At 57.7% G+C, this 22,334-nt stretch carries 32 protein-coding genes; 4 read left to right on the forward strand and 28 right to left on the reverse strand.

Annotation, left to right across the window (positions count from 1 at the left end):
* Positions 1–106: 106 nt before the first annotated feature.
* From CSQ89_RS11435 to CSQ89_RS11495, 13 genes are all read right to left on the reverse strand, one after another.
* Complete coding sequence (locus CSQ89_RS11435) at positions 107–1,162, reverse strand: phage tail tape measure protein (RefSeq protein WP_158228975.1); 1,056 nt, start codon at positions 1,160–1,162, stop codon at positions 107–109.
* Between the two features lie 53 nt (positions 1,163–1,215).
* A complete protein-coding gene (locus tag CSQ89_RS11440) occupies positions 1,216–2,316 on the reverse strand; it encodes a DNA-methyltransferase (RefSeq protein WP_099406295.1) in 1,101 nt (366 codons plus the stop codon).
* Positions 2,317–2,348: 32 nt separating this feature from the next.
* On the reverse strand, positions 2,349–2,474 hold the full coding sequence (locus CSQ89_RS11445) for a Com family DNA-binding transcriptional regulator (protein WP_099406296.1): 126 nt from the start codon (positions 2,472–2,474) through the stop codon (positions 2,349–2,351).
* Positions 2,475–2,613: 139 nt separating this feature from the next.
* Positions 2,614–2,730, reverse strand: a complete 117-nt coding sequence (locus CSQ89_RS11450) for a GpE family phage tail protein (protein WP_099406297.1) — start codon at positions 2,728–2,730, stop codon at positions 2,614–2,616.
* Positions 2,731–2,738: 8 nt separating this feature from the next.
* Positions 2,739–3,074 carry a phage tail assembly protein gene (locus CSQ89_RS11455; RefSeq protein WP_099406298.1) on the reverse strand — a complete coding sequence of 112 codons (336 nt, stop codon included), beginning with the start codon at positions 3,072–3,074 and terminating at the stop codon, positions 2,739–2,741.
* A 27-nt stretch (positions 3,075–3,101) separates the two neighbouring features.
* Positions 3,102–3,611 (reverse strand): phage major tail tube protein, encoded by a 510-nt coding sequence (locus CSQ89_RS11460; RefSeq protein ID WP_099406299.1) that lies wholly within the window; start codon positions 3,609–3,611, stop codon positions 3,102–3,104.
* 13 nt (positions 3,612–3,624) lie between these two features.
* The gene (locus CSQ89_RS11465; RefSeq protein ID WP_099406300.1) at positions 3,625–4,905 is read right to left on the reverse strand and encodes a phage tail sheath protein; all 1,281 of its coding nucleotides are present in this window, start codon (positions 4,903–4,905) and stop codon (positions 3,625–3,627) included.
* 101 nt (positions 4,906–5,006) lie between these two features.
* Positions 5,007–5,558, reverse strand: a complete 552-nt coding sequence (locus CSQ89_RS11470) for a DUF4376 domain-containing protein (RefSeq protein WP_099406301.1) — start codon at positions 5,556–5,558, stop codon at positions 5,007–5,009.
* A gap of 10 nt (positions 5,559–5,568) precedes the next feature.
* A complete protein-coding gene (locus tag CSQ89_RS22900; protein WP_199065451.1) occupies positions 5,569–7,545 on the reverse strand; it encodes a gp53-like domain-containing protein in 1,977 nt (658 codons plus the stop codon).
* A gap of 2 nt (positions 7,546–7,547) precedes the next feature.
* A complete protein-coding gene (locus tag CSQ89_RS11480; RefSeq protein WP_099406302.1) occupies positions 7,548–8,096 on the reverse strand; it encodes a phage tail protein I in 549 nt (182 codons plus the stop codon).
* Positions 8,086–8,994, reverse strand: a complete 909-nt coding sequence (locus CSQ89_RS11485; protein WP_099406303.1) for a baseplate assembly protein — start codon at positions 8,992–8,994, stop codon at positions 8,086–8,088. Before CSQ89_RS11485 ends, CSQ89_RS11480 begins: the two co-directional genes overlap by 11 nt.
* Entirely contained in the window at positions 8,991–9,359 is a 369-nt protein-coding gene (locus CSQ89_RS11490; protein ID WP_233203096.1) for a GPW/gp25 family protein, read from the reverse strand. The genes CSQ89_RS11485 and CSQ89_RS11490 overlap by 4 nt, the downstream gene beginning before the upstream one ends.
* Before the next feature lie 2 nt (positions 9,360–9,361).
* Positions 9,362–10,078, reverse strand: coding sequence for a phage baseplate assembly protein V (locus CSQ89_RS11495; protein WP_099406304.1), 717 nt, complete (start codon positions 10,076–10,078; stop codon positions 9,362–9,364).
* Positions 10,079–10,558: 480 nt separating this feature from the next.
* On the opposite strand from CSQ89_RS11495, the gene CSQ89_RS22065 reads away from it, so the two are divergent.
* Both CSQ89_RS22065 and CSQ89_RS23175 read left to right on the forward strand, forming a co-directional pair.
* Positions 10,559–11,155, forward strand: a complete 597-nt coding sequence (locus tag CSQ89_RS22065; RefSeq protein WP_139022938.1) for a hypothetical protein — start codon at positions 10,559–10,561, stop codon at positions 11,153–11,155.
* A gap of 67 nt (positions 11,156–11,222) precedes the next feature.
* Positions 11,223–11,372, forward strand: a complete 150-nt coding sequence (locus CSQ89_RS23175) for a hypothetical protein (protein ID WP_222103428.1) — start codon at positions 11,223–11,225, stop codon at positions 11,370–11,372.
* 111 nt (positions 11,373–11,483) lie between these two features.
* On the opposite strand, the gene CSQ89_RS22070 is transcribed toward CSQ89_RS23175, so the two are convergent.
* From CSQ89_RS22070 to CSQ89_RS11560, 13 genes are all read right to left on the reverse strand, one after another.
* The gene (locus tag CSQ89_RS22070; protein WP_139022937.1) at positions 11,484–11,828 is read right to left on the reverse strand and encodes a hypothetical protein; all 345 of its coding nucleotides are present in this window, start codon (positions 11,826–11,828) and stop codon (positions 11,484–11,486) included.
* On the reverse strand, positions 11,818–12,213 hold the full coding sequence (locus tag CSQ89_RS11505) for a hypothetical protein (RefSeq protein WP_139022936.1): 396 nt from the start codon (positions 12,211–12,213) through the stop codon (positions 11,818–11,820). The genes CSQ89_RS22070 and CSQ89_RS11505 overlap by 11 nt, the downstream gene beginning before the upstream one ends.
* Before the next feature lie 50 nt (positions 12,214–12,263).
* Positions 12,264–12,713: a phage virion morphogenesis protein gene (locus CSQ89_RS11510; RefSeq protein WP_099406307.1), complete on the reverse strand. Its 450-nt coding sequence runs from the start codon at positions 12,711–12,713 to the stop codon at positions 12,264–12,266.
* Positions 12,701–13,174, reverse strand: coding sequence for a phage tail protein (locus CSQ89_RS11515; protein ID WP_099406308.1), 474 nt, complete (start codon positions 13,172–13,174; stop codon positions 12,701–12,703). Before CSQ89_RS11515 ends, CSQ89_RS11510 begins: the two co-directional genes overlap by 13 nt.
* Complete coding sequence (gene lysC, locus CSQ89_RS23830) at positions 13,113–13,427, reverse strand: Rz1-like lysis system protein LysC (RefSeq protein WP_222103429.1); 315 nt, start codon at positions 13,425–13,427, stop codon at positions 13,113–13,115. Before lysC ends, CSQ89_RS11515 begins: the two co-directional genes overlap by 62 nt.
* A 279-nt stretch (positions 13,428–13,706) precedes the next feature.
* Positions 13,707–14,411 carry an N-acetylmuramidase family protein gene (locus tag CSQ89_RS11525; RefSeq protein WP_099406309.1) on the reverse strand — a complete coding sequence of 235 codons (705 nt, stop codon included), beginning with the start codon at positions 14,409–14,411 and terminating at the stop codon, positions 13,707–13,709.
* Positions 14,404–14,727, reverse strand: coding sequence for a phage holin family protein (locus CSQ89_RS11530; RefSeq protein ID WP_099406310.1), 324 nt, complete (start codon positions 14,725–14,727; stop codon positions 14,404–14,406). The genes CSQ89_RS11525 and CSQ89_RS11530 overlap by 8 nt, the downstream gene beginning before the upstream one ends.
* Positions 14,724–15,116 (reverse strand): putative holin, encoded by a 393-nt coding sequence (locus CSQ89_RS11535; RefSeq protein ID WP_099406311.1) that lies wholly within the window; start codon positions 15,114–15,116, stop codon positions 14,724–14,726. The genes CSQ89_RS11530 and CSQ89_RS11535 overlap by 4 nt, the downstream gene beginning before the upstream one ends.
* 5 nt (positions 15,117–15,121) lie before the next feature.
* On the reverse strand, positions 15,122–15,325 hold the full coding sequence (locus CSQ89_RS11540) for a tail protein X (protein WP_099406312.1): 204 nt from the start codon (positions 15,323–15,325) through the stop codon (positions 15,122–15,124).
* Positions 15,325–15,807: a head completion/stabilization protein gene (locus tag CSQ89_RS11545; protein ID WP_099406313.1), complete on the reverse strand. Its 483-nt coding sequence runs from the start codon at positions 15,805–15,807 to the stop codon at positions 15,325–15,327. The genes CSQ89_RS11540 and CSQ89_RS11545 overlap by 1 nt, the downstream gene beginning before the upstream one ends.
* Positions 15,808–15,912: 105 nt before the next feature.
* Entirely contained in the window at positions 15,913–16,611 is a 699-nt protein-coding gene (gene gpM, locus CSQ89_RS11550) for a phage terminase small subunit (RefSeq protein ID WP_099406314.1), read from the reverse strand.
* Positions 16,611–17,639 carry a phage major capsid protein, P2 family gene (locus CSQ89_RS11555; protein ID WP_099406315.1) on the reverse strand — a complete coding sequence of 343 codons (1,029 nt, stop codon included), beginning with the start codon at positions 17,637–17,639 and terminating at the stop codon, positions 16,611–16,613. Before CSQ89_RS11555 ends, gpM begins: the two co-directional genes overlap by 1 nt.
* A 32-nt stretch (positions 17,640–17,671) precedes the next feature.
* A complete protein-coding gene (locus CSQ89_RS11560) occupies positions 17,672–18,436 on the reverse strand; it encodes a GPO family capsid scaffolding protein (RefSeq protein WP_099406316.1) in 765 nt (254 codons plus the stop codon).
* 132 nt (positions 18,437–18,568) lie between these two features.
* On the opposite strand from CSQ89_RS11560, the gene CSQ89_RS11565 reads away from it, so the two are divergent.
* The gene (locus CSQ89_RS11565) at positions 18,569–20,332 is read left to right on the forward strand and encodes a terminase ATPase subunit family protein (RefSeq protein WP_099406326.1); all 1,764 of its coding nucleotides are present in this window, start codon (positions 18,569–18,571) and stop codon (positions 20,330–20,332) included.
* Positions 20,332–21,378 carry a phage portal protein gene (locus CSQ89_RS11570; RefSeq protein WP_099406317.1) on the forward strand — a complete coding sequence of 349 codons (1,047 nt, stop codon included), beginning with the start codon at positions 20,332–20,334 and terminating at the stop codon, positions 21,376–21,378. Before CSQ89_RS11565 ends, CSQ89_RS11570 begins: the two co-directional genes overlap by 1 nt.
* 29 nt (positions 21,379–21,407) lie before the next feature.
* Here CSQ89_RS11570 and CSQ89_RS11575 read toward each other — a convergent pair whose 3' ends face one another.
* Together CSQ89_RS11575 and CSQ89_RS11580 are read right to left on the reverse strand one after the other, a co-directional pair.
* A complete protein-coding gene (locus CSQ89_RS11575) occupies positions 21,408–21,677 on the reverse strand; it encodes a hypothetical protein (RefSeq protein ID WP_139022935.1) in 270 nt (89 codons plus the stop codon).
* 24 nt (positions 21,678–21,701) lie between these two features.
* Complete coding sequence (locus tag CSQ89_RS11580; protein WP_099406319.1) at positions 21,702–22,004, reverse strand: hypothetical protein; 303 nt, start codon at positions 22,002–22,004, stop codon at positions 21,702–21,704.
* Between the last annotated feature and the right edge of the window lie 330 nt (positions 22,005–22,334).

A 22,334-nucleotide genomic window follows, 5' to 3' on the forward strand; every position in this document is an offset into this window, starting at 1 on the left:
ACTTCCTTGATGGGCATGCCACGCCGATGCAGCCTCACAGCTTGCTTGCGCCTTTCGTGCTGTTCTTGCCGCGACAGCTTGCGTCCGTCTTCTTTGTCCATTTCTATCAGTTGGGGGCGGACACCAACAAATCAACCCTTAGTTGCCGGGTGAATAGTCCGCCCAGCACTGCCTTGGCCGATATACCTTGGCGTATCAACATGGTCATCATGTCCTGAAAGTCCGCCGTTGTACCGGGCAGACGGTCGCCCAGTTGCTGGGCCAAGGTATTGATGCGGGCAAATTCGGCACTGACTTGGCCGTCCTTTTGCATCATCGCCACGCGCAAGCCCGCACCGGCATTTTCCGCGCTGGCGTAGGCGCTTACCGGGGCCATCATCGCCCGACCCGTCACATACCCCGCCCCCAGCATGGCGGCACCATTGCCCGCCACGTTATTGCGCGTCGCCATTGCCTTGTCATACCGCGCCCGCAAGGCGGTGGCTTGGCGCATGCGCTCATTCACCCCTTTCAGCCGGTCCTGTTGGGCCTTCAGGGCATCATTGGCCTGATTGATTTGGCGGGCCAGCCCGCTCTCATGGTCGCCTAGTTGCCGAACGCTCACGCCGGCCTCGCGCAAGCGGGCTTTCGCGGCGCGAAGCGGCCCAGCCAGTGCGATATGGTCTTGCCCCAACTGCTTAACCTGCTTACCGGCGAGCTTGGCTTTCTCGCTGTAGTTGCGGGTCGCGTTCTGCGCCGCCCTAAATTCGCTTTCGAGCTTTTCTAGTTCGGTCCTGGCTTTGTACATCTGATAGCCAAAGCCGGCGTGCTTGTCATTACCAGCAGCCATTTGCGCCACATACAGCATGTGGGTACTGCGTGCGGTCTCTACCTTGCCCACCAACGCCGCTTGGGCGGCCCTGGCTTGCTCGGTCTTGTCCTTGAACTCGGCTAGCTTCGCCTTGGCTTTATGCAATGCCTCGGTGGATGCACTGGCCTGCTTCCTTAGCGCGGTGAACGTATTCACGTTGCTTTGCTGCGCGTTCAGCGCCTTCAGTTGGTTGCGGATGGCGTCCACCTTGCCAGCGGTCTCGCGGCTGGCCGCGCTGACGCTGCGTAGCGGCGCAGTCAGCTTGTCCACCGCAGAAAGCAGGACTTGAAGTTTTAGTTTCTGGTCACTCATGGGATTCACAGGGCAAAAGGGTTGCCCCATCGTGCCCCGCGCACGCCCCTGCGTCAGGCACTGGCGCTTGTGTGGGCAGCCCCCACAAAATCCGCCAGCCGCTTCGCCGCCTGTGCGTGAATCACGGCGTCCTGCTCAATACCGACAAAGCGGCAACCCGCCTCAAGCGCCGCAATCCCCGTCGAACCCGAACCCAAGAAGGGATCCAAAACGACATGACCAGGGCGGGTGGAACACTCCATGATGTGGCGCATCAAGGGCAGGGGCTTTTCGCAAGGATGCTTGCCGGCATAAGGCTGCACTACCGGGAAATGCCAGACATCCGTGTGCGGTGCCACGTTGTCCATGGCAAAGGGTCGGCATAGCGCTTGATATTGCTGCTTTAGGGTGTCGTATTCCTTTTTTAAAAAATGGTAGTCGGTCCGCAGCACGGCATGACCGGCACCCAGCACCGCAGCGGGGTGCGACAGAGCATCACCCGGCCGGCTACGAAATAGCTGTTGCAACCACGCGTAGGCTGCGGGTGTCGGCATCGCCCATTGCGAACGACTGAACCAATGTGTCGCCATGCCCCCTTTGCTATTGGGTGTGCCGCGCCACACACGCCAAGCCGCGTCAATCTCGCTACATCGCCAGCCCGCCCGCTGGCGCTCATCATCCAGATAGCGGCGCAGTGGCTCGAATAGGGTACGCCGTAGGGCAGCACACTTGGCCTTGTAACCGGCCGCATCCTCGGCGGTACTGTCTGCACCGTAATGCTCGGCGAACAGGATGCGCTCGGTTTGCGGAAAGAAACGCCGCTGGCTGGCACGGCACGTACCAAGATGCTTGCCGGAAGGCTTCGCCCACACAATGTGATTCAACACCTGCAACCGCTCGGCGATCAGCATTTCCACCCGTGCCGCCATGGCCGGCGAGGCGAACAGGTAGAGCGAGCCGCTCGGCTTCAGGATACGGGCGAACTGGTCGAGTACCCGCCCCATCCAGACGGCGAACGCATCGGCAGTACGCCATTGGCGGTCCCAGGCGTCCGACTTGACCCGAAAATAAGGCGGGTCGGTGATGATGGCATCGACGGCATCGTCGGGCAGGCTCGCCAGCAGGGGCAGGCAATCAGCGTGGTGCAGGGTATAGGGGGGAGCAAAAAGCGCCATGAGATTTCCAAATCATGGCGCTCGGTGGCGCGCTAGGTACGGGGGCGCGTGGCCTTCAAGGTATTCAGGGTTTTACAACGGGGGCACTTAATCACCAGCAGGGTGTAAGTGCCTTCGCCCAGTTTGCGGTGGCAACTGCCGCAGCGTATCGATTCCATAATGGTGAGCTTGGTCTGTGCTAGGCTCTTACCCCCTTCGCGCGAAGGGGGCGGCCTTGGCTTGCTCACTGTCCGACCAGTGGGTAAGTGGTTGGGAGGGGTGTTCTAAGCACCCACCCCAACCGCCGTCTCTTTGCGGTCAGTCTTCGACCTCACGCCGGACTCGGGCGCGTTCGCGCCAGTCGGCCAGTTCCGACACCACCCATTCCCCCATGACATCCGGCTGCCAATGAAAGACCACGGCGATATCGGCCATGGCGTCCTCTACGCGCTCGGGGAGACCTCCGCCCGCACCGCTTTCGTCAGCAAAAAATCGCCCACTGCCGAACCCAATTGCAAGAGATCAGCCGGGTCTAAGGCCGCCATATCCGGCTCGGTCAAGGCTGGTTCACTGATGCGCGGCACCACCTTAAAAATGGCATTGGTCTCCATCTGTAGCAGACTGGCCAGATTGAGCCCGCGCAGGCTACCCGACTTGGGTTTGCGCAAAGTGACAGCGGTAATCGTCTGTTCACCGCGCTGAATCGGCGTATCCAGGGTAATCAACTTGGTGTCGGGGCTGGTCGTTGTAACCAGGGCTGTTGATGTGCTTTTAGACATGGTGTTTCCTTGTTGGGGTTAGGGGGTTTAGCGGCCAATGGCCTTACGGGCTGCCGCGAGGCGGTCTTGTCCGTTCACGATCAGGACCATGTTCGCTTGGTCTATCTCGATCACGGTCGCGCCGTTAATGATTTGCTTGTAGTAACTGAGGTGCAGCTTGGCTTTAAACGTGGTGTCGTCGCCGGCCTTGCCGCTGCCGTAGTCGAGTTCCTGAATACGCCCACGCACCACGATTTCCACGGCGTCATAGTCGAGACTGTCTTCGCGCTGGTAGTAACCGGCAAAGCGCAGCAGCACGGCGTCGTGCTTGGTGGCGGCATACTGGTTCAGCGCCTCACGAATCAAGCCGCCGTAGGTGATTTCCATTTCCAGCTTTTCTTGGCCCATGTCGATGCCAACCGGGCCATCCATGCCCCCGGCGCGGAAGTCCTCAAACTTGCGCGAGAGTTTGGGCAGGGTGACTTCGGTGGCTTCGCCAGCGTGGTCCACCCCATCCATAAAGGTATTGAAGTATTTGAGCTTGCGAGGCAATGCCATAAAGGTTCCTTGTCTAGGCGTTAATCTTGGCGGCGAAGTCGGCCAAATAGCGGTCGGTAATGCGCTGGCGTAGCGTCAGGTTTTCCAGCGGGGGGACGGGGGTATAGTCGTAATCAATCGCCAATTTGCCGCTCTTGAGCGTCGCCTCGGTGTTAATCGTCGGGTCATACCAAGCCTTGCCACCCAGCAGGTAGCCGCTGGCGATCAGTTCGCGGAATTTGGCGTTGATGCCTTCGATGATGTCCTTCACCAGCATCGGGGTCATGGGCTTGTCGATGGCCCACAACAGCGATTCGGCAAACAGATCGGCCAACACTTGGCTGGTGCGGGTGTAGTTCTCGAAGGCAAATAGCGGCTCGTCCGAACAGGAACGCGAACCCCAAATGCGGAACCCCTGGCTACGAATCGGACAGGTCACTTCCTTGCTATTGAGGTAGCCCGCATCGGTAGCCGGGTCCTGCAAGTCCCAGAACACATCACGTTCCAGGCCGGTTACGCCATTGAGTGCCACATTCGACAGGGTCTTGTGCCAGCCTTGTTCTTCGTCGAGCTTGGCGCGCAACCCCACCGCGAGGGCAGTCGCCCAGCGCACGGCCGGCTTATTGGTGTTGGTGTCCCAGGCAATCAGGTCGGGCCAGATCACCATGACTTCCCGTTGCCCAAAGTTGCCGCGATAGGTCGCGGCCTGCTCCTTGGTCTTGGCGCCCCAGGCCGACACATAGGCAAAGGCACGTAGCTTTTGCGCAATGCCGACCAGTTCAGCCGCGACGGGCTGGGTATCCAGACCAGGACACGCCAGAATGCGCGGCTTCACGCCGAACATGGTTTCCGCCATCAAGAGGGCTTTCATGCCGGTATAGCGGCCCGCTGCATTGGTGGTGCCAATCACATTGCTGTTGGTGGCTTCTTCAGCGGTCACACCATCCACACCCGGCACGGCAGGACGCGCCGGCACCGCAGCGTTGTTGCCACTGGCAGGTATCGCCGGCGTACCGGGTTCGGCCGGGATAGCGGCACGCGCCACACCTTGCGCCACCCGCACCACCACAATCAGCGGCTTGGCTTGGTCGGCAATCGCATCGAGCGTGGCGGATAAGGTGCCCTTGCTGCCGGCTTTGCCGATAGCGGTCTGGACTTCGGTAATCAGAACAGGGGTATCAAGGGGGAAGGTTGCCGCATCGGCATCGTCTGCGGTGCAGACAAGGCCGATTACAGCGGTACTTGGGGTACGGGCGAGGCGTACACCCGTATTGATTTCAACGACGCGCACGCCGTGGTGGTAGTCAGTCGCCATCGTCTTTCCAGGGTTGAGTTCATCACCCCGTCAGACTACCCAGCGTGGGCGGTGCGGTCAGTCAATGCGGATTGTGTGGGCGGCCACGACAACCCCGGCGCTTAATCGGGCCAACCGGCTGCCGGCACAAACGCCTTGAGGGCCTTGAGGTCCAGGGCGTCTACCTCAGCCTTGCGGGCGCGACAGTGTGCGTGCAATGCTTCATTACGCTCTGCCAACGCGACCGCCATGCCCATCATTCCCACGGCATCCAGTTCAAGCTCGCTGTTATCGGCACAGGTCCAGCTTGTCACAAACGGTTGGCCCAGCGACTTGGCCGCCATCGCCGCCATGACCGCACTGGTAATGCGGCCCATGCTGGCCGGGTCGGCGTCGATGGTCTTGCCTTGATAGCAAAACCCCTCATCCTCGCGTCGCAAGCGCTCGTGATTAAGGGCCTGATGCAGTTGTGAGCGCAATTGGGGTGCAGTCAGCTCAGGCATCCGCGCCATGGGCTGCCCGGTCGGGCTGGGCACAATCTCCGCGCCGTTCGACTGCGCTTGCAGCAACTCAGTATGCAGCGTGGGCGTAATCGGCTGCGCATCGTCGGGCAAGGGGTCGTGCATTGTATCGTCAAAGAATCCCCGCTCTTTGGGGCTGTAAAACAAGGTCATGGCTTTTTCCTCAGTAACCAATGGCTATCCAGCAGGTCGAACCGACCACACCGCCAATCCCCCCGCCCCACGCCGCGCCCGCATAAATCTGGAAATTGAACCGGGTGACATTGGTATGCGCGAACGCTTCCACCCCGCTGGTCGCGGTTGCATCGACACTCCCCACCACTGAGGCGCAGGCATTGGGAAACGCAATGGGAAACGTGATGGTTTGCGGGCTGGCTGTGGTGGTAATCGTGCCCCATTGCAAAATCATCCCGCTGGGCAGGCGCTGATAACCGCTGATATTCGGGCTGCTAGTGAATTGGTCGCGCATCAGGTTGCGCACATGGCGCTTGACCCATTCGGTCGTCGCCAGCTGTTGGTCTTCTGCTGCGGGCGATACGGTCGCGGCTGAGGCGTAGCCGGTCACGGCCAGATTGCCGCCAACACTGAGATGGGAGGGCATGCGCCAGTGCCGGCTGGGATCGATACTAAACAGGTAATCGGTCTGTGAGTTATACGCGGCCAGTAACACGGAAGAATCACGGTATAGGAAGGTGTCGCTACTCTGGCCGGCATAGCGTAGATAGATTCGGCCTTGCGCCTGCCCTTCGCCAAAGAAACCATGCCCCGCACTCCACAAGTGCTTGCCGTTATAGACGCGCACACACTCGTTGTCGGTCATGTACAGCCCACCGCCATAGGTCTCATTGAACCAGCCGGTGGCACCGGTACTACGGAACCAGTTATCGCAATACGGGCTTACGCCCTTAAAAGTCACAGGGCCGGTAATCGTGCCTCCGCTAAGCGATAGCGAATACTTGCCGTAGTTGTAACTGGTCAGCAACTCGCCATCCTTGCCGCTGTTGGTGCGGACCTTGAGCGCGTCATTGCCATCGTGATACAGCGTGACCGCCGTATAGCCCATGCGATGAAAACCCAGCATGACAGGCGAACCGTCAGCAGTTTGTAGCTCTAAATTGCACTCGCTATAGCTGTTGTTGGCGATGGCGGGGTTATTTCTAACGGCCAACAGCTTGCCATTCAGGCTACCCCCGCTCAGCGGCAGCGCATAGCGGCCCACGTTCGCATCCGTCAGCACATTGCGCCACGGCCCCCAGGTGTTGGCGTTGACGCCCTGGCGCACGGCCAAGCCGTCGCCCACGCTGATTTCGGACGGCCACCCACCCGAGCCGCCCGCGCTATCCCAGGCCGCCACCGACAACACATGCGCGTAGGCAACACAGGCCGCAAGCGGCGGGGTGCCGGCCGCGTCGCGGGTCTTGAATGCCAGCCCCAAGGCATAGCCGGGCTTGTCCTTGGGCGCGTCTTTCGCATTGCGGGTATCGACAGCAAAGAGGGTTGAATGCCCGTGCTTGGTCGGGTCAACAGTGACGTTCAGCACCGCGTTGGCGGACCCATCAAACGCCGCGCTGCCGCTGACATCGCCTTGTAAAGCAATCGTGCGCGCCGTGCGCAGACGCTCGACACTGCTCGCGGTGGCGGCATTGCCGGTGATATCGGCGGGCAGTACGCCGGCACTGTTCAGGCGTAAGAGCTTGTTAGGTGCGGGGGTCGCGCTCACATCACTGGCCGGCACCGCGTCGGTAATGCCGAAACCCGCCAAGGTGGTCGGATTGCTACCCGCCACGATGCGGCCCTTGGCGTCGGCGGTGACACTGCGATAGGTACCCGCCGCGACACCGCTGGGTGCCAAGGTCAACGGCGCGGCAATGTCGCGTTTGCCATCAAATGACACCGCCCAGGTGGCATCACCGCTCGCCTTGATCGTTCGCGCCGTTGCCAGGGCGGTGGCTTTGCCGGCTGGCGTGTCGCCACTCGCCAGCGCGTCTACCTTGTCCTTGAGGTAGCGCGTGCGGTTCGCCAGTTCACGGTGTGGGCGGTTATCGACGCCATTCGGCCCGCCTTCTACCGGGTCGGTGGTGGCGATTTCATAGATGGTGTCGGTGTAGGTGGCTTGTTCGGTAAGGTGGTTGCTGTCCATGTTTAAGCCTCTCCATGGCTGATAGTGGCGTCATAGCGTGCTTGGCCGTTGTGTCGCCATGCCGCGCGCCGAAAATCCAGGCGGCGCAAATGGCAGCGGGCGGGCACCACGGTGCCCAGTAGTCGGCGTGTCAGCGCGGCTTGGTCGATGGTCATCGGGCGATTCAGCTCTATGCTGTATTCCGCCCAATGCGCCGCAGGTTTGCCGGCTTCGGCTGAGTGGGCCTTGCCTTCAATGATGTGTACTTCGAAACCCCGGTCCGGGTCATAGAAACCCACCCCGCGCAGGATGCGTTTGACGGAGGCTACGGTGCCCTTGCTACGGTGAACGCCCAACGATTCGCGTATGACCTGGCGTCGTGTCGCTTCCGGCCACGTCTCGTCCCATTCATCAATGGACAAGGCCCAGGCGAGATAAGACAAAACCGCGACGGGCGCACGATCGGCGGCGTTCATGTCCGCCAGCAGTTCCGGCGACAAATCCAGCGCGCAGACATCGGCAAGGTCACGCAGCAAAGGCGTGGCATTGGGGGGTAACAGGCTAGATTTCATCGGTATTGACCGTGGTTAAGGTGATAGCGGTACACAGCGCGGCTTGGCGGGGGGTGGTGAGGATGTCAGCGCTCGGCGACTGAATCACCACGCGGACAATGCCGGGCTGGTGCAAAGCGGCGTACAGGCCCGACAGCGGTACATCCGCCCCCAGCTTGCGGCGTGCAGCCAGATAAGCGTCCAGCTTGGCGCGTGCCGCAGCAGGCGCGGGGGCACTCTCGGGGCGGTTGGTGACATAGAGTTGCGCAACCACCGTGTACGCGGTCACGGTCGCGGCTTCGACCAATACCGTGTCGCACAGGGGGCGCACGGTCTCGGCATTCAAAGCGGCCGTTACCGTATCAAGCTGTGACGCGGCCGGAATGCCGCTAGGCCCGCTATCTAGCACCGTCACGCGCACCTGCCCCGGACTGGGTGAATCGATAGCGACATCGGCAACAGCCGCACTGGCTGATAGCGCGTGATAGACATAGCTCCCCACCGGCCCCGCCGTGCTGAACCCCTCTAACGCCAGCTGGGTGCGATAGCGCAGGCGGTCGTCGCTTTCCATCACGGCCGGCCTAGGCGGGTCGGCCAAGGGGTCGGCGGGCTGGACGATCAAGCGCGCCACGCCATACTCGGCGGCGCGATGGTCCAGGTCCGCCCCTGTCGCATACGCCAGCATGCCGGCCAACGAGGCGTCATTGATGCGCTGGCGTAGCAGCACTTCGCGATAGGCGCTTTCCTGCAACAGGATCGTCAGCGGTTCGGATTCGAGCGCCAGCGTTGCCGCCAATGCCTTGGCCCGTTCCGGGTCGGTTTGGCGGGCCAGCAGGGCGGCTTTGCGCTGGGAAAACAGGGTTTCGTAGTCGAGCGGCTCGACCACCTTTGGGGCAGGCAAGGCGTTGATGTCGATCATGTCCGCGCCCCCATTTGCAGGCGCAGCGATAGGTCTAGCTTTTGCTGGCGGAACGCTTCGTCACGCCGCGTGCAATCGATGCTCACCACCACTTCGCCGGCCTGCGCGCCGATGGCAACCAATACCCGCGACAACTGAATGCGCGGCTCCCAACGTAACAGCGCCATCACCACGGCCGCATTAAGCTTGGCGATGGTGGCGCGGTTAATCGGTTGGTCAATCAGCGCGGGCAGCAGTGAACCAAAGTCGCGCCGCATCACCCGGCTGCCAATCGGCGTGGTCAGCACGCAGCTTATCGATTGCTTGAGGTGGTCGATGCCGGTCAACGTTTGGCCGGTATGAGGGTGCAAGCCGCTGTAAGCCATGCTCAGCCCCCCAACGGCGGACTGGTCGGCGCGCCGTCGCCTTGTTCTTGATGGGTGTGGCTCTTCAGGCTCACGCCACCGGCCACGACATCGCCGGACACGGTCAGGCCGCCTTGCTGAATTTGCATGGCCCCGTTAATGGTGGCGACTGCGCCACCCGCACCGCCACTGCCGGACATGCCACCCATGAAGGACAGGGCCTTTTGCACCACGAGGTTGCCGGTAATGGTGGTCGTGGGTGCATCAATGGTGACGCTGCCCCCGGCCTTGATCGTGACGCTATCGCCCACCTCGGCAACCAGGGTCTGGCCGGCCTTGGCGGTGATGCTGCCACTGGCATCCAGCAGCGCGGTTTTAATCCCCGTTGCGATCAGTGCGCCTAGGGCATGGTCATAGCAAAGGTAGGCACCATCAGGGAAGGTGATGACATGGGTATGGGGTTGGCTATCTGGCGCGGGCTTTTGCGCGGAATACAGACCCAGCAGCACGAAGCCGGCCGCGACTTCGCCACTGGGGCAGAGCACAAGGACTTGTTCGCCTACCGTGGGCGGGTTCCAGGTGCGCGTATCGCCAGCGCGGCGTTCTAACCAGGGCAGCCACTCGGTTTCGAGCGAGCCGGTTTTAACCCGGCACAGCGCGCTGGTGTGGTCGATGGCGGTAATGGTGCCCGAGCGGATCAGGCTTTCGAAGCGGCGGGAAAGGTCGGCGTAATTTGGCATGTGCGCAGCTTGCCGGGGTAGGCTACGCGTGTCATGGAATGGGGATTGTGTGGGGTGTGGTTACAAGCCAGGAGCAGTAGGCTTTACAAATAAATCCAGCTTCACGGCAAAAGAAATGCAGCATTGAGAATCAAGCTATTAATCCGGCAATATGAAAGAGCATATAGACTTACGGCACTTGGAACCTAATACATTGTTTAAAAACAGCTTTTGGTTTTGTCCATATTCTCTATCTAATTGCCGCACTAATAACTATGATTCACTTAAATAGATCTAGTAGGTATTGAACATGTCTTAACTGGAGTCAGTATGTCAAATAGATTAATTAAATTCTGCAAGCGAGAACATAATATTTCTCTTGGTGCACAAAAAATAAGAATTGGTACGTTAGATGATTTTAGAAGATTGGAATGCCTAACACTTCGGGACAAATAGGAAGGAACATCTCACTTTACCTTCCCAGAAGGATTTACATTTAATATGGATAATTCATTGTCAGAAGCACTTACTTGCGGTTCAGTCACTTCTGATGGATCAGTTTTAGTTACAGCAAAAAAAGGCGCATCAATTAGGTTTAATATCGATAATTGTTATGCCTTTTGTGTAGCAAGTCTTGACCATGAGCCAACACTTGAAGAAGCAAAGAAATTTGACCCGGCGTATGACTCTGCTTATGAGATACTAAATCCAATTGCGTTTAACAAAATCACAACAGATGTCTTAGCACAGTCTCTGGCAATTCGGCATATCTCACCACAGCATCATAAAACTCTCATCGAAACCCCACTGTCAGAGATGACAATTAACGTACAAGGAATAAATAGAAGTGTCATCTACATGCCATCAAGATGTATAAGAATATCCTCTGTTAACGAATTTCCTGAATTGGTAAAAATATTTCATGGAGGCTTGGCAAGGATTTTTATAAAGCTTCAAAAAGATAACTATCAATGCGAATACCGGTTTGCATTCATTGTTGCTGACAAAAATGGTAAACAAATGAAAGTCAAAAAGGACCCAATACTAATTTCATCAGGCAGCCTGCAAAGCGTTTGTCGCAATGTAGAACTGATCTAGCTGGCTGCTGAAATACTGATTTCAGTACACCCAATCTACCCTCCTGCAGGTAAAACCGAGCAAAAAAATGTTCCCACTCGGTTTCGAGCGAACCGGTTTTAACCCGGCACAGCGCACTGGCGTGGTCGATAGCAATGATGGTGCCCGAGCGGATCAGGCTTTCGAAACGGCGGGAGAGTTCGGCGTAATTTGGCATGTGCGCAGCTTGCCGGGGTAGGCTACGCGCGTCATGGAACAGGGATTGCGTGGTTAGCAGTAGAACCAGACCAATTGAGGCTGGAAGTATTCTTAAAAGCTATTTATGAAAACAGCTTGGGCGGCGAGTTATTTATTTTTTTAATTCTGCGTCATTTGGATTACTTACCTCTCCATATGCTCTCATCAAGTCCTGCTCATTGTTTATGTGATTAAGAATTCCGACTTTAATATCTCCATTATCTATTTTTTTATAGATTGCGCGAAGTTTCATAGCAGCTTCACTATTGTTTGCATTGAAATTATTTCTTAATAAACTTGAATGGTTTTTGTAGATACTCTTGACACAGTATTGGTAGCAATTTATAGGAAATGGGTATGGGTAACATACTTTATCAGTACATTCTTCGCCAGCAAATAAATATACAGATGAAATGACTAAATATAAATAAGCCGTATTTCTTGATTTATTCATCACGCACCTTTTCTTCAATAAAAATCCATGCCGCAAGATATATTAAAAGCCAAAAACCAAGACAAAGCAATGAATACTTAAGGAAACTCATTTGATCTAAATATAGTTCATTAATGCTTTGGGAAATCTTGGGTATCATGTCTTCCTTGACAAATAATGAAGATAGATATGATCTAACTAATTTATCACCTTGCCACAGGGATATAGCCAGGAAAGCCCATGCAGGAACAAATAAAAAATATGTAAGCTTCAAGCTTAACTGTGCTGGCTTATGATGGGATGTGCCAATTATGGTAGCAACAGAGCCACCAAATATAACTAACGACCACTGAGAAATTTGAGATGAGCAATCAACAACTTGTTTTAGATTGTTGATCACTTCACTCAAGATTTCCTCCATCAAGTCATTATAATTTTCTGACGCGAATTCTTTTTAGCCTAAGCAACAAGATTTGCCAACACCAAGTCCGTCACCCGCTTCCTATCGGCATCACTCAGCCCCAACAAAGGCCGCGCCACATACGTCACTTCCGGCCCGCCCCGTTTTACCTTATCGCGTAAGCCGTAATGGTGGACACGCGCCACCCATTGCGCCCGCCCCGCGAATGTCACGCTTGCCTCGTCCCCCTTCGCGCCCGCCTTGAGGTTGCGCGCCATGCGCAGCTTGGTGAACATGCGCTTACGGATCTGTCCTTTCTTTTCTCTTAGCTTGTTGGGCTTACGCGGGGCAAAGGCTTCGCCCTCGGGCGTGACTTGTTGGGCGATGCGCTGGACATTGGCGCGGCGTAGGTCGGTGGCAATCTGGCGAACCAGCTGGCGGCGTTCACTGGCAGATAGCTTTTGCAGCAGGCCGTCGCACCAGTCGGCAAGGTGGCTTAACTCGGCCATGCTGGCGCTACCGTTTCACCCAGGCCTAAACCGGGCAAGGTATGCGCCCATAGGTTGCCGCTGGGGATGTTTTCGCCCAGGTGCATCACTTCCAGCCCGCCGTTGCTTTCCGCCACCTTGACGCGCTCGGTCAGCATCAGCTTGATTTCGATGTCGCTGGTCTCATGGCTCAACGGTTCCACCACAAAGCCAATGCCGCTGGCCTGCCTGTCAGCGTTCAGGATCAGCTCGGGCTGGTGGGTCTTCAGCCAAAGCAGTATCGGTACAAACACCGTATCGGCATGGTCGGCGAAGTCGAGCACGATCATTTTCAAGGTGTACTGGTATTCAAACGACAAGCTTTTACCCCAGTTGGTGCGCAGCTTGCCGTCTTCAATGAAGACCAGGAGCTTATCCGGGTCATTCGCGAGCGTCGGCACCAGCCGGGTCAGGTGCTCGCGTAGCAGCTTGGGTTTGAGCATCGTCGGCTTTCTGACAGGCTATCGTCATGTCTACTTGGGCAGCGCAAACCGCCCAGGCGAGTTCAGTCGTTTCAATCTGCCGCAACAAGTCCCGGTTCTGCTTGGCTTGGCTCGCTGGCAACTGGCACGGCGTCAGGCGTGGACAGCCATTCACGATAAGCGGCCGCACTGACAAAGGCGGGGCGCTCGCGCAGCCGGGCAACATCGGCAGGCAGAGGCTCAGCGCCCCAAGCACGCACAGCAGCGTTTTCATGTTCCAGTCTTTCGTAGTATTGGGCGCGCTGGGCAGCCAAGGTTTTCAGGGTATCGGTGAGGGCCTGCCGGTTCGCCTCCAAGGCTTGCAGGCGCTTGGATAACGCAACCACGGCAGACAATTGTTCTTTGAGTTCCACCTTGTCGGCTTCTAACGTGTCCGCGTACTCGGCTAGCGCGGTCTCACGCGCCATCGACCGGCCCAAATCCCCCGCATTGCGATAGAGCAGGCAGACATTCATCGCAAAAAAGGCGATCACCAAGCGCCACACCCACGGACTCATGCTTGTCCCCGATCCAGCTTTACCGCTACCTCGACGACTTGGCGCGGGCGATGCGGCTTAGGAGGGGGTGGCGGTGCAGGTGGGCGGGGAGAAGTCGGCCCTTTCACAAAACGGGCATAGGCGCTGGCCAGCTTCTCGTCGTAGCGGTTCATCTTGTAGGTCGGCCCGTTGTACAGACGGGCAAACTCTGCCCAGTTGTAAGCCCGCAAGGCAGCATGCAGCTTGGCGTCACTCATGACAAAGGTCTCGAAGGCGCTCAGGTGATGGATTTCGCTCTGCGCCATCAATTCGGCAAAATGCACCGCAGATTTGTAACCCAGCGCCCGCCAATGAAACCCCATCATTTGGAATTTCCCCCAGCTACAGGACTCCAGGGCGCAATCCGAATCGATGGCTTGCGCAAGGGCGAGCCGATCATGCTCACTTGCCCCGCCCAGGTAGCCGCCGCGCAACGGGTTCACGACATGCGGGCACTGCAACACATAGGCGTCGGCATCTTTGCCCGCCTGCTTGAGGCGGCGATACATCACATGGCGTTCATACAAAATCACCGGGCGGCCATCGCGCAGAAAGCCCGGCCCGTTGGTTTCGACGGCATTAACGGCTTGAATCGCGGCCAGTGTCACGCCGAGGCGGGTTGCGGCGTGTTGAAGCTCGACAATGGTCAAATCCCGCTTGGGCTTGGTGACGGTTTCAGACATGATCGTTTTTCCTCAGAAATCGGGTAATCGGGTGTTCACGCCGCAACTTGGGCGCACGGAACAGGTCGGCAACATTGCCGCGTGCGGCGCACAGGGCGAAGGCCAGCACAAAGACCGCCCCAAAGCTGCTGATATCGAGCGGGACAGGTTGGCCCAGCAGCAGGCGCAAGGGCACCGAACCGGCCGTCACGACCAGCCCATAGGCCAGCCATGCGACGCGAGGGCGGTGCTGCCCTTCTGCACGGCGAAAGGCCAGCAGGCGCAGCGCGATAAAACCGCACAGCAGCGCATAGCACCACAACAGCAAGGCCGTCATTCCGCGCCCCCCTTGGGGTTGCGCAGCCGGCCCAGCAGTGCCAACGGATTGCTGGCTTGGCCGATCAGCCAGAGCAACAGCTTCACCGAGACCGCCGCCGTGATAACGGCACCCACACTGGGCGTCACGGCGATGTGTGAGGGCAGCAGCCAGACCAACAAGCTCGTGCCGGTTGCCGCCCCGGCCATGCCGGCAATAAAGGCGACAACGAAGTAGCCCGCCTTGCCTAGATTGCTGATGTCCTTGGCGCTGAGAATGAACACCACCGCACCGGCAAATGCGCCCATGACAATGCCGGCGTCGATGCCGGGAAACAGGCTCACCACGACGGCGGCAAGCAGGCTGGTATTGGCAAGGGTGCCGGTTGTTACAGATACAGGTTCAGCCATCGTTATTAGTCCCATAGTTGGATAAGGGGGGCGGTCGGAGGGGGCGGCAGGTCGGGCAGTTCGACGCTCGTACCATGCGGCAACACTGCGCCCAGGGCAGCCAGCCCACGGTTAGCCAGCAGCACCGCCTCGACCATCCCCGCCGTGCGGCCGTAGTGGCGATAACAAAGGGCATCGACGGTATCGCCCTGATGCGCAATCACACGCATTACAACAACTCGATAGTGCAGCGGGCCTTGCCCTGGATATCGCTGATGGCGGCACGGGCATCGCGAATCAAATCGTTCACGGTCAAATCGAGTTTGTCCGCCACCTCATGCCCGTCCTTGGTGCTATCGAAGCTGCGAAAGCGCTCCACCAAACTGGCATTGGCGAAGCAATACACGGCTCGACGGTAGCGCTGGACATGGACGCTTTCACCGTCGAGCTGGTCGGCGGGTACATCGGCCAAGGTACGAAACCCCCGGCTTTTCTGTTGGTCAGCCCACACGGCCAACTCGCTATTGGTGCTTGCCATCGCCTCCACCACCGCCACCCGTAAGCGCGGCACCGTCACGGTGCTATCCAGGCGCTGCGCTTCGCGCACTTGGCTCAGCCGGATGTTGGGGAAAAACGGGATATTGGTGACGACATCACCGATATCGAGGGCGGCAGGTTTGCTATCGCCCAGGGCGATAAAGGTTTTACTCATGGCATGGCATCCAGTGGGGGGGCACGGAGGCGGTGGAGGGGGTTTTGTGTCGTGCCGCTGGCACACACGCCACCCCCTGCCGCCTGCGCGGGGGAACGCTCGGTATCAACCACCAGCAGCGGGGCTATCCGCTACCGGGGCCAAGTTCTTTAGCTCACGTTCGAGCCGTTCAAGGTCTTTTTTAACGCCCACCTTGTCGTGCAATTTGACGGCACGCTGGAAGTGCTCAAGCGCCTGCTGTTTCAAGCCTGCCGACGCATCGGGCGGTAATGTGTCAGCGCACCGAATCAAGGCGTAGCCTATGGCCTTGGCCAGCTTGGCGCGGACTTGGTCGGGCATGTCCTTATCAGCCAGCAGGGCGTCGGTCGCGGTCAGCATCGCCACCGGCACCGGCTCACCGCGTTCCGCTTGGTCGGCAAACTCTTCGGCAATCAGGCAAGGTAGGTTGCGGTCAAACTGATCGGGCAATGACAGATTGAAGCGCAGCGCATAGGCGGCAATGTCGAGCGCGCCTTGCCAATCGCCGGCATCAATGCGCCAGACCAAAATCGTCATCAGCACGTCGTCTTGCGCGCCGCTGCCTTGAAGGGCGCCCTCTACCCAAGGGATGTAATCGGGCAGCAGTTCACGCTTGACGGCGATCTTTTTGGTGGTGCTTTCTATCTGCTTGAGGCGGCGTAGGTCAGCATGCAGCTTGGCTAGCATGAGTTCGTACCCGGTTGCATTCGTCCTATCCGTGTCGCTCCGGTCGGCTTGCAGCAGGGCAGCGATGCGCATCGCGTGGGCTTGAGCGGGGCTGGTCATCAGGCCACCACCAGTTCGATGTTCTCGGCGAAAGCACCCGCGCCGAAGTCTTCCACCACATAGGCGTCGTTGCTCGACTCGTAGTTTTCGATTTGGTCGCGCTTGGCGTTGTCCACCACGGTACGGCGGCGGCTGCCCTCCTGCCAGTAGATAGACAGGTTGTCGTAAGTGGTCACCAGTAGGGCATTGGGCGGGAAGTACGGCACCCGCGCCGCTGGCAGGTTGCCAATGCGGTTCTGGCTAATGATGAGGTCGGCGGCAGCGGTCTCGCTGGGCAGGTGGTTTTTATTGACCAGCGGGAAATACTTGTCGTGCAGCAAAGCGCGGCCGCAAATCACCACCAAGTCGTTGCTCTCTTGGTGCCACGGGTCAATCAGGCTAGCCACGATGTCAAACACCAGGGCATCCAGATTCACGTAGCCATCGGCTTTGCCGATGCCTTCTCCGACCTTGATCTTACCCGAGCCGGCTTTGACTTCCTTCAACACCCGCGCACCTTCTTTGTGCTCGCGGTAGTGCTGCAACCAGCCCTTATTGACATCTTGCAGCAAGGGATTAGCCACCCGGTCGCTATTGGCGGCCACCCGCACCCCGTTAAAACCGACGGTGATGCGGTCCAGTGCCTGCCGGCGCACGATGGCGTCGCGTATCTTGGCTTGGAAGTCAGCAAACTTGGCCCACATATCCAGCTTGCCATAGCGAATATGGGTATCCGAGTTGGTTTTCTCGCAGCGGTACTTTTGGGCATCCAAGGTGCTCAGGTCCACCGTTTGGCGGTCCTTGGCATTGGTATCGGTACGGCTGGCCAGCGGGCCGCCGATACCGAGCCCGAGCTTTTCTTCTTCGAGGTCGCGTACACCGCTGATATTGATGCGGCTGAGGAAATCACTCGATTCCTGCATCTTGGTTTCCAGCTTCTGTTGAATGCTGGGGTCAACGGCAAACTTTTGCGTGGCATCGCTCACGCCGTTCAGGGTGGCAACTTGGCTTAAAAAGGCGTTGAACTGCGTGCGGGTTTCATTACGCATATTGGTTTTCTCTCTTCTTAGATAAGGGCGGCTCAGCAATCGGTCAGGACGAGGCCGCTATTGCCACCCGACGCCGTTGGGCGCGGGGTACCGGTCGGCGTGGCGTTCAGCGTCTGTTTCAATGCGCTGAAGTTGTCGCGGTCCTGCTTTAGCTCGGTTTCCAGGCGGTTCACGGTATCGCGCAGCTCGGTAATCTCGTCGACCTGGGTTTTCATGCTTTCGGCAACGGCATCAAGCACCTGTCGGACATCACCGTATTGCTGGTCGGTCTTGGATTTGCTGGACTTCAGCGGGCTGGTGAACCGGTTGAACTTATCGAGTAAGGATTCCGTGCCCTCGGTGGACTCGGTCTCTAGGTTGAGTTCTAGCGGCTCGGCAACCGGGCTGTTCTCTCCCATGCCAGCGGCAAACTTCAGCATCTCGGTACCCAGGCTGGCCGGCCTGTCTGTGACGGCGAGACCAACGAGATACCCTTCTCCCGTTCTCGCAAAATTCGGGTCCAGCTCGATGGAGCTAAACAGCTTCTGCCGGGCCTTGTTCAAGGCAACCAGTTCGGGTGTGGGGTTGATTTGCGCAAACAGCGTGCGCTTGCCGTCCACGTCCTCAGCCTTTAGCGCAACGACTTCGCCGTAAGACTTGAACGGACTATCCGGCACGATCCCGCGATAGTGTTCAAGATTGACGAGAGCGGTGTACTTGTCGCGGTTGTAGTTTTTGGCGGCTTGGTCGATTAATTCGGCGGAAATCTCGCGGCCATCAGTCGTTGCCCCGGCTTGGGCGATGCGGAAGAATTTCATTGGCAGGTTCCGTTAAGTAATGCCGCCATATTCCGCGCACCCCTTCCCCACCTCAACGCCGCGCCATTGTGTGGAATGAACCCACAAACGCCATCGCGTGGCAGGCGCGCAGCAGGTCGCCAACATGGCGGCATGACCAAATCACCGACCTTAGACACAACCCAACTAGATCCCCGGCGTTATGCCCGTGCGCTCTATTGGCAGGGTTGGCGCGTCGGCAGGATTGCCGAACATCTCGGGGAAAAGGCCACCACGGTACATAGCTGGAAACGCCGCGACGAATGGGACATGAGCGACGCGATAGACCGCGTTGAGGCATCGCTTGAATGCCGCATGCAGCAACTGATTAGCAAAGAGACAAAGGACGGTGCGGACTACAAGGAAATCGACTTACTTGGCCGACAGTTGGAACGCGCCGCCCGCGTGCGCAAGTACAGCAATGGCGGCAATGAAGCCGACCTGAACCCCAACGTAGCCAACCGCAACAAAGGCCCGCGCAAGCCGCCCGAAAGAAACGCCATCACCGAAGCGCAACAGGCGCAGCTGGTCGCGTGCTTCATGGATTCGATGTTTGCCTATCAGCGCGAATGGCACGAGGCAGGCAAAAAGCAGCGTTTTAGAAACCTGCTCAAGAGCCGACAGATTGGCGCAACGTATTACTTTGCTCGCGAGGCGCTGATTGATGCGCTGCAAACCGGGCGGAATCAGGTTTTCCTATCTGCCAGCAAGGCCCAGGCGCACCAGTTCAAAAGCTATATCGTGGACTTCGCCAAAGAGGTCGGCATTGAGCTGCGCGGCGATCCGATCAAGCTGCCCAATGGTGCGGAATTGATCTTTCTCGGCACCAACAGCCGCACCGCGCAGAGCTATCACGGCAATCTGTATGTGGATGAATACTTTTGGATTCCGCGCTTCCAGGAACTACGCAAGGTCGCTGGCGCAATGGCGAGTCACGCGAAATGGCGCACGACGTTTTTTTCCACGCCGTCGGCCCTTAGCCATGAGGCTTACCCGTTTTGGTCTGGCAAGCTCTTCAACAAAGGCCGGCCCAAGTCTGAACATATCACGCTGGATGTCAGCCACGCCGCGCTCGCGGGTGGGCGACGCTGCGAGGATGGGCAATGGCGGCAAATCGTCACCATTCAGGACGCCACCGCCCGCGGCTGCAACCTGTTCGACATTGAACAGTTGAAACTGGAAAACAGCGCGGACGAATTCGCCCAGCTCTTTATGTGTGAGTTCATCGACGATGGGCAAAGCGTCTTCCCGTTCGCCATGCTGCAACGTTGCATGGTTGATAGCTGGACGGAATGGCACGACTTCAAACCATTCGCCGCCCGCCCGTTTGGCTATCGCCCGGTCTGGGTCGGCTATGACCCTGCCCACACCGGCGACAGTGCTGGCCTCGTTGTCATCGCCCCGCCCTTGGTCGCGGGGGGCAAGTTTCGCGTCCTGGCCAAGTACCAATTCAACGGGCTGGATTTTGCGGAACAAGCGGCCAAGATCAAGCAGATCACCGAAACCTACAACGTGACCCATATCGGTATTGATACAACAGGTATCGGTCAGGGTGTGTTCCAGCTTGTGAAGCAGTTTTTTCCGATGGTGAAACCGTTCAACTACTCGGTGGATGTCAAAACCCGCCTTGTATTGAAAGCGCTGGATGTCATCAGCCACGGCCGCTTCGAATTCGATGCGGGTTGGACCGACCTCGCCGCTGCCTTTATGGCGATTCGCAAGACCATCACCCCCAGCGGACGCCAAGCCACCTTTGAGGCCAGTCGCTCCGAAGAAGTCAGCCACGCCGACTTAGCGTGGGCATGCATGCACGCTTTAGCCAATGAGCCCCTAGAGGGTATGAGTCCCGCCAATAGCGGCTTTATGGAGATATTTTAATGCGCAAACACAAACAACCACGCCCGACTGCGCCAGCAGCCCCAAGCCCACCACCGCCAGCCGGTAAATTCGAGGCGTTCACCTTTGGCGAGCCGGTCCCCGTTCTTGACCGCCGCGAACTGTTGGACCTGCTCGAATGCCCCACGATGGGCAACAAATGGTACGAACCGCCGATTAGCCTAGATGGCTTGGCGCGCACTTATCGCGCCGCCGTTTATCACAGCAGCGCCATGCAGGTGAAGCGCAATATCTTGGTGAGTTGCTACCAGCCGCACCCGCTGCTAACGCGGTCGGATTTCACGCGCTTTGTTCTCGACTATCTGGCGTTTGGGAATGCCTACCTTGAATGCAAGCGGGCCGTTACCGGCAAGCTGCTGGCATTGGAGCCCACGCTCGCCAAATACACCCGGCGCGGGGTGGACCTCGACACGTATTGGTTTGTTGGCGGCGCAAAGGAAGCGCATAAGTTCGAAACGGGTGAGGTGTTCCACCTGTACGAACCCGACATCAATCAGGAGATTTACGGCCTGCCCGACTACCTCAGCGCCAATCACAGCACATGGCTAAACGAAAGCGCCACGCTGTTTCGACGCAAGTACTACCTCAACGGCAGCCATGCCGGCTTGATTCTGTACCTCACCGACCCGGCCCACAGCCAGCAAGACGTGGAAGCACTACGCGAGGCCATGAAGAACAGCAAAGGCCCCGGCAATTTCCGCAACCTGTTTATGTACGCTCCAGGCGGCAAGAAAGACGGCATGCAGGTCATCCCGCTATCTGAGGTTGCCGCCAAGGATGAATTTCTCGGCATCAAGAATGTAACCCGCGACGACATGCTGGCCGCCCACCGCGTACCCCCGCAAATGATGGGCATCATCCCCAGCAACACAGGCGGGTTCGGTGATGCGAGCAAAGCAGCCGAAGTATTCGTGCGCAACGAACTGATACCGCTACAAAACCGAATGAAGGAACTGAACGAGTGGCTAGGGCAGGAGGTAATCAGGTTTGACCCCTACGTGCTAACAAAAGAGAAGCAAGACCGCTAACTAACGATTAAGCCGCCTGATTGGGTGGCTTAGTCGTTATCGCTGCTTTTTTTGAAATGTTCGCTCTCCGTAACCCACCCAGTGCCAGAAGTGCAAATGACATGCGTGTACGCATCAACCTTGCCGAAACTGGTTTCCCCCGCTTGGCACGTCTCACCAGATTTGATGATGAATGCCGGCGTTCGTAGATCATCATTTACTGCTTTGTAGGCAGGAATATCTTTTCCGGCTATCCAAGTCTCCCTAGGTTTTTCGCCACATGCCGCAAGCGAGAGGCTCAAAGCCGCGAGCATCATCATTTTCATTGTTTTGGGTAGGTTTCTTTACGGCGCTTCAATATCAGGCTCAAACTCGCTGAGCCGTTCGATGATAAAAGCCTTGCCTTTGTATTTCTTCAACAGCGTATTTAGCTGGCGGTCTGTCCCTGCACAGAGCTTTTTGATATTCGACTGAATGTCTTTCTGCCGCTTCTTATCATTGGTGTCGGCAACCTCGCCACGAAAGTGGTCACACCCTTCCCGCTTTTTAATGAAACGCTCTACATCTTTGGGGATGGAGACTTCACCAGAAGCAAATGCCATATTGGCAATGGCCAAGATAACCAAGAAGGGAATGCGTGTTGACATGGTTAACGCCCGTCCGTTGACCAATGCGGCTTATCTTCACCAGAACCATTGTATTTAATCACGCCGTAGCTTGCGCCAACCGCATGTAGTTTTTCATTCATGCCGGTTTTCGGGGCGGTCTTTATGTGGATTTGTACCAAATGAATAGCACGACCGGTATCAGCGTCCACACAACAAAGAAAATTCTCAGGAGCACTATTTTTAGTTTAGATAGCTCGGGCTCCGGGTCATCTTCTCCCGCGGCTTCTAGCGTCCAGCTTTTCATTGCTCGCATATGAACATAAATATAGGGAGCAAACCAAATAGCGCCGGCAGCAAAGACAATTAGAA

The organism is Chitinimonas sp. BJB300 (assembly GCF_002735695.1).
In the GTDB taxonomy this organism is placed as follows: domain Bacteria; phylum Pseudomonadota; class Gammaproteobacteria; order Burkholderiales; family Chitinimonadaceae; genus Chitinimonas.